Below are 4,280 nucleotides of genomic sequence, written 5' to 3' on the forward strand. Positions count from 1 at the left end.
CCGTCGTTTTTGCAGAAGCTCGCGGGACACCAACCTCTGCCGGGATCCCGGGTGCGCCACCTTCAGGTGGCTCATTTTATCTTGAGGACCAGCGCATCAGTACCCGCTGCTGCCACCGCTACCTGCGCCAGGGTTGGTATCCGTGTAACCGCCGGTGCCACTCCCCTTCGTGCCCTGTTCGCGATTCATGTCGCGGTTCATGTCAGGGGTAGTGGAACCGCCGCTGCCGGTGCCCAGCGCACCACGCCGGCCGGTGCTGGTGTTGCCGGTGCCGGTGTCCATGTAGCCGCCGGTGGTGCTCACGCTCCCGCCGGTGCCGGCGCCGCTGGTGTCTTCTTTGTGACTTTTATGTTTTTTGTGGTGTTTTTTGGTTTTTTTCTTGTGTGTCGTAGTGGGCGTGGTGGTCGTGGTGTCGGCCCCGCTGGTCCCGGAAGACATGGATGCATCGCCCGTCCCTGTTGTTCCGACGCTGCCTGAGGTCTGGGAGTAACCGAGGCCAGCTGTGAATCCCATCATCGACATGGTCGCCACTGCGGCAAACAGCATTCTTTTTACACTTTTCACGGCACTACCTCCTTACGCTTATGATCTTTCATTTCTTTCTGATGTCTTTTAATACCCTCTTTCTGATGTCTTTTAATACCCGTTTTTGTGCGCGCGGAAACCTTTGCGCCATGCAACAAGCCGTGGCGCAACAAGTATCTGGTCATGCTAAACTACAAACACTCTCCCCCAAAAAGCTGACTACTATCGAACCTGTTCCTCACAGGGGTAAACACCAATATTTCCAACTAATAAAAGTATATCCGAGTGATTTTTTTTAAACAATATTATTATGTTACGACTCCATTCATTATAGTCGTCAGCCCTATTCCTACCTTGACAATTGCTGTCTATGGCGCTCCGCTGAAGGGTGATCGTGAATTCTTCAATAGTTACGTACACCTTCCCGGCTGCCGTTTAACAGCTCTTTCCACTTTTAGCATCACATTAAATAGAGATTTCAGCTCTAATTGAAGAATTAATAGAGAGCTTCTTTCCGGAGGCGATGGACAAGATGAAGAAGAACGCCCCGAGGCAGAGGTGCGGGCCGGGCTGGTGGCCATCCCCCCCATTTTCCCAAGGAAGTCCTCCCGGAGGACCAGCTCGTTAGACATCGTCGCTATCAAGGTGCTGAGGAAACGGTGGAGGAAGCAGAGAAAGGAATGAGAAGGGAATGTTTTTAAGGGGGGGGGCGGGCAGCCGGAACCTTGCGGCAGATGCTCAGACCCGGTTTCCCTTGAGTTCCTTAAGAGGATAGAAGGTGCCCCGCCAGTAGATGCCACCCTGGACCAGGTTGAGCATCATGGTGCGCAAAAGGATGTAAACGAAGAGTGCGGAGGTCACGGGGTAGCCGACGGCATACCACGAACGGGAGCCATGGAAGCGGGCGCTGTCGGCGACTGCCAGGATAATCAGCGTGACCACGCCAAGATAGAACCATTGGGCAGGACCGCTGGTGAAGAAGATCGCCAGGAAAGGCCAGATGCTGCACATGGTGTGAAAGAGTACCCCCATCAGCACGAGCCCAACGCTGTAATCGGCTCCTGAAAAGGCATTTTTCTCCAGCCCCCTGATCACCTCTCCCAGCGAGGCATACCACTCCACCGCCAGGAAATCGGGCGCATAGACCACGTCCGTCCGGAGTCCCCACTTCTTCATGAGCTTGCCCAGCTTGATATCGTCGTCAGGTCTCAGGCGTATGGCCTGATGCCCGCCGACCTCGTGGTAAGCGGCGGCCCTCACCATGTTGAAGGCGCCGATGCCGACGTGGAAGCGGCTCTTGGGGTCCCTCGCCTTCCAGGGGCGCGAGAAGAGGGAGAAGTAGATGATGAAGGAGGCTCCGAACATGGCGAGGAAGAGCGTGGGCATGCGGACCGATGGGGTTGCGGCCAGGTGGTCGAGCCGGCTTCCGGTCAGGAAAGCGACGGCCCGGGTCACGACGGTGGGCTCCATGACGATATCTGCGTCGGTGAAGAGGAGGATATCCCCGGTCGCCCGCTGGCTTCCCACCCACAGTGCATGGTTCTTCCCGAGCCATCCCGCCGGCAGGATGTCGATGTGTATCACCTTGAGGCGGTGATGGTTGCAGGCCATGTTGTCGAGGATGGCTCCGGTTTCGTCATCGGAGCGGTCGTCCACCACGATGATCTCGTAGTTGGGGTAGCCGAGCCCCAGCAGGGACTGCAGTGCCTCATGGATGTTGCGCTCCTCGTTGCGAGCCGCCACGATTATCGAGACGCGCGCGGGGTCAGCCGAGGAATCGGCAGGCACGTCCCGCAAGGCCTGCACCAACCTGTTGCCTCTGGTCAGGTCCAGCACAGCAAAGGCGGTAAGCACAAAAGTCGTAATCGCGATCCAGCTTATCAAGTCCATGTCACAGATCTTCCCGCTATCTAAACGCTATCTCTAAATGACCGCGACCGCCTCGAAGGGATTGCTGGCACCTCGAAGCTCATCGCTGGATGGCCTTGGGTATCCCCTCGATCCAGCCGAAGTGCAAAAGCCCCCAAATTCCGATCAGGATTGCTTCCGCGGCGTCATGACGAAGTGAGGTAGGACGTGCCGTCCCAGACCAGTCTATGATCCTTCGCGCCATTTCGCCGGCATGTTTCTTGGCCTCGACACCGCTTCGCTGCTCACGTGGCAGGAGGAAAGCCTGTCTCCAGACCTCGGCCCCCACCCTGCGTACCGGGATCCCTCGCTGCTCCGCCTCTTTCTCCCACACCACGGCCAGGTTGCCGCCGCCTTCTATGACCATGGCGCCTATATCCGGTGTCCCTTTGAGGATGCCGTGCGCGCCGCGTCGCAGGCGGTCCGTGGTGCCGAAGTTATGGGACCGGTACCAGATCAATCTTCCGTCCTCCCCATAGAGGGCAAGCCCGGTTTTAAGGCCGAGATCGACAGCCAGTAGAGCACCCATTGTTCAGAGTATCCTTTCTTTCAGTTCATGACGAACCACGGTCACCGTCTCCGTATGCTCTCCTGCCCGGAGGTGGTGACAGCTCCCTTGCCGTGCTTTCCGAACCTGATGCTGACCCGGTCCTGGACCTGCTGCAGCTGGAATCCCTGTTTCAGGACCTCCCGCTGGACCTCGGCCATGTGCAGCGCTCCCCACGGAATCACGATGTTGTCGTAGCGTGCGATCGCCTTCCTCAGGTGACCTATCAGCACCTCGTTCCTGCGATGGAGAACATCATCCATGATGGCCTGCTGCATCTCCGGAGTGATGTTTTTCTCCGACCACGCTATCGACCCCAGAAGCTGCTGCGACAGCGTCCGGCTCTCCTGCATCTGTTTCCCCAGCGCGTTGAGGAACCATACGGTGGTGGGGCGGAAAGAGCTGACGTCGACATCGGCCCTGAGAATATCCACCTCGCCCTTACCTGCGCCCCCCCTCTCGGCCATTTCCATCTCGTCTATCTGTCTGCCCGGGAAGCGCATCTTCTCCTGCTGGGAGGCGAGGCCCAGGTATCCGGCGAGCTTGCCGTAGTCGGGACGGTTCCGGAGCAGTTGCGCATTGTCGGTAACCCCTTCGGCCAGGATAATGGTGCGTCCCGGATCGACGGCGCCGACAACCTTATCATAGTAATCCTTTTCTCCCATGTGAATCATGGCCGCGAGTCTGATTGTCTGGTCCTGTCGCCGGTATGTCTTCTCGAACATGTGGAGGCCGTCGGGAGCCAGGCGCATGAAGCCGGAGGTGTGCTCCTTGAGGTAGGCATCTGTCGTCGTCAGGACCCCCAAAGCCAGCACGCACGGTATGACCACGATATTCACCGCGGCAAAGACAACCGTATTCTTAAGGCTGAAGGCGGGGCCGTGGAAAATGCTCTTCGGCAAGGTGATGGTGCGGCGGTCCTTTTGCCAAAACTCCCTGGTGACCAGCAGGAGGAGTAAAATCTGCCCCGACGCCGCCACCGGCGCAAAGCCCGGCAGGGCTGCCATCGATGGCATCAACCACTGCATGATCGGCAGCATGAAGACGTACAAGATCAGGGGAATGAAGACCCGCTTGGGCAGCCGCCGGTCGATGCTCATCAGGAAGTAGACGAGATCAGCCATGATGATGGCAATCCCGGCAATCACAGGTCGTGCAGCAGCCAGGGGAGGACAAGGGAGGATAAGGGAGGCCAGGCCGTCGAGAAGGGAGATGACTCCATCAACCAGGAAGAGGAGCAGGAAAACGTTGGCGATTACTCTCATCATTACTATCGTCCCCTTTGTTGTCCTCTTATCTT

4 protein-coding genes are annotated in these 4,280 nt (G+C 57.8%); all 4 read right to left on the bottom strand.

What is annotated here, in order from left to right:
• Window positions 1-96 precede the first annotated feature (96 nt).
• The gene (locus tag AC11W3_RS20490) at window positions 97-564 is read right to left on the bottom strand and encodes a hypothetical protein (protein WP_484091852.1); all 468 of its coding nucleotides are present in this window, start codon (window positions 562-564) and stop codon (window positions 97-99) included.
• Window positions 565-1,263: 699 nt separating this feature from the next.
• Window positions 1,264-2,415 (bottom strand): glycosyltransferase family 2 protein, encoded by a 1,152-nt coding sequence (locus AC11W3_RS20495; protein ID WP_484091853.1) that lies wholly within the window; start codon window positions 2,413-2,415, stop codon window positions 1,264-1,266.
• A 79-nt stretch (window positions 2,416-2,494) separates the two neighbouring features.
• Window positions 2,495-2,962 carry a hypothetical protein gene (locus tag AC11W3_RS20500; RefSeq protein ID WP_484091854.1) on the bottom strand — a complete coding sequence of 156 codons (468 nt, stop codon included), beginning with the start codon at window positions 2,960-2,962 and terminating at the stop codon, window positions 2,495-2,497.
• Window positions 2,963-3,003: 41 nt separating this feature from the next.
• Window positions 3,004-4,280 (bottom strand): hypothetical protein (locus tag AC11W3_RS20505; protein ID WP_484093667.1); only part of this gene is annotated, 1,277 nt, incomplete at its 5' end.

It is taken from the genome of Geomonas sp. (genome assembly GCF_056994735.1).